This window comes from Candidatus Frankia alpina, assembly GCF_902806485.1.
Taxonomy (GTDB): Bacteria; Actinomycetota; Actinomycetes; order Frankiales; family Frankiaceae; genus Frankia; species Frankia alpina.
The window spans coordinates 1-441 of record NZ_CADCWT010000589.1; the positions used below are offsets into that span (position 1 = coordinate 1).

General features: G+C 65.3%; 1 protein-coding gene. It reads right to left on the bottom strand.

Annotated features, from left to right (window positions below; translation table 11 throughout):
- A partial coding sequence (locus tag G6R25_RS25765; protein WP_205447472.1) for a hypothetical protein occupies positions 1-266 on the bottom strand: 266 nt, incomplete at its 3' end.
- Positions 267-441: the final 175 nt, after the last annotated feature.

The window sequence follows — 441 nt, forward strand, 5'->3', positions numbered from 1 at the left end:
ACCGACAGAACACCCCACCGGCGGCTCACGCGGGCCACGTTCAGCCCACGCGCCTGCGGAACATCCACCGCCAGGCGGGCACGACGCCGGGACTTGAAACGCGGCGGACGAGCCAACCCCGCATAGCAGCGTTTCCACGCCGTCTGATACTGCTTCAACACCTGCTGACATGCCTGCGCAGGCAGCACGGAAAGCCACTCGAAGCCTTCCGGTGAACTCTTCCGCGCCTCCCGCATCTGCCGATCAACCTCGGCCACGGCGAACATGGGGCGACGATGCTCCCGGCACATCATGTGCCATTCATGTAACAGATTCCACAACCCCTGCGCCGCATGACCCTGCCCATCCAGTTTCCCCACCTGACCCGCATCCGGGTACAGGCGGGCGACGTGAGCGGAGTATTGGCCACGTTGTGCCGTCCGGACGCGCTCCAGTCGAGAC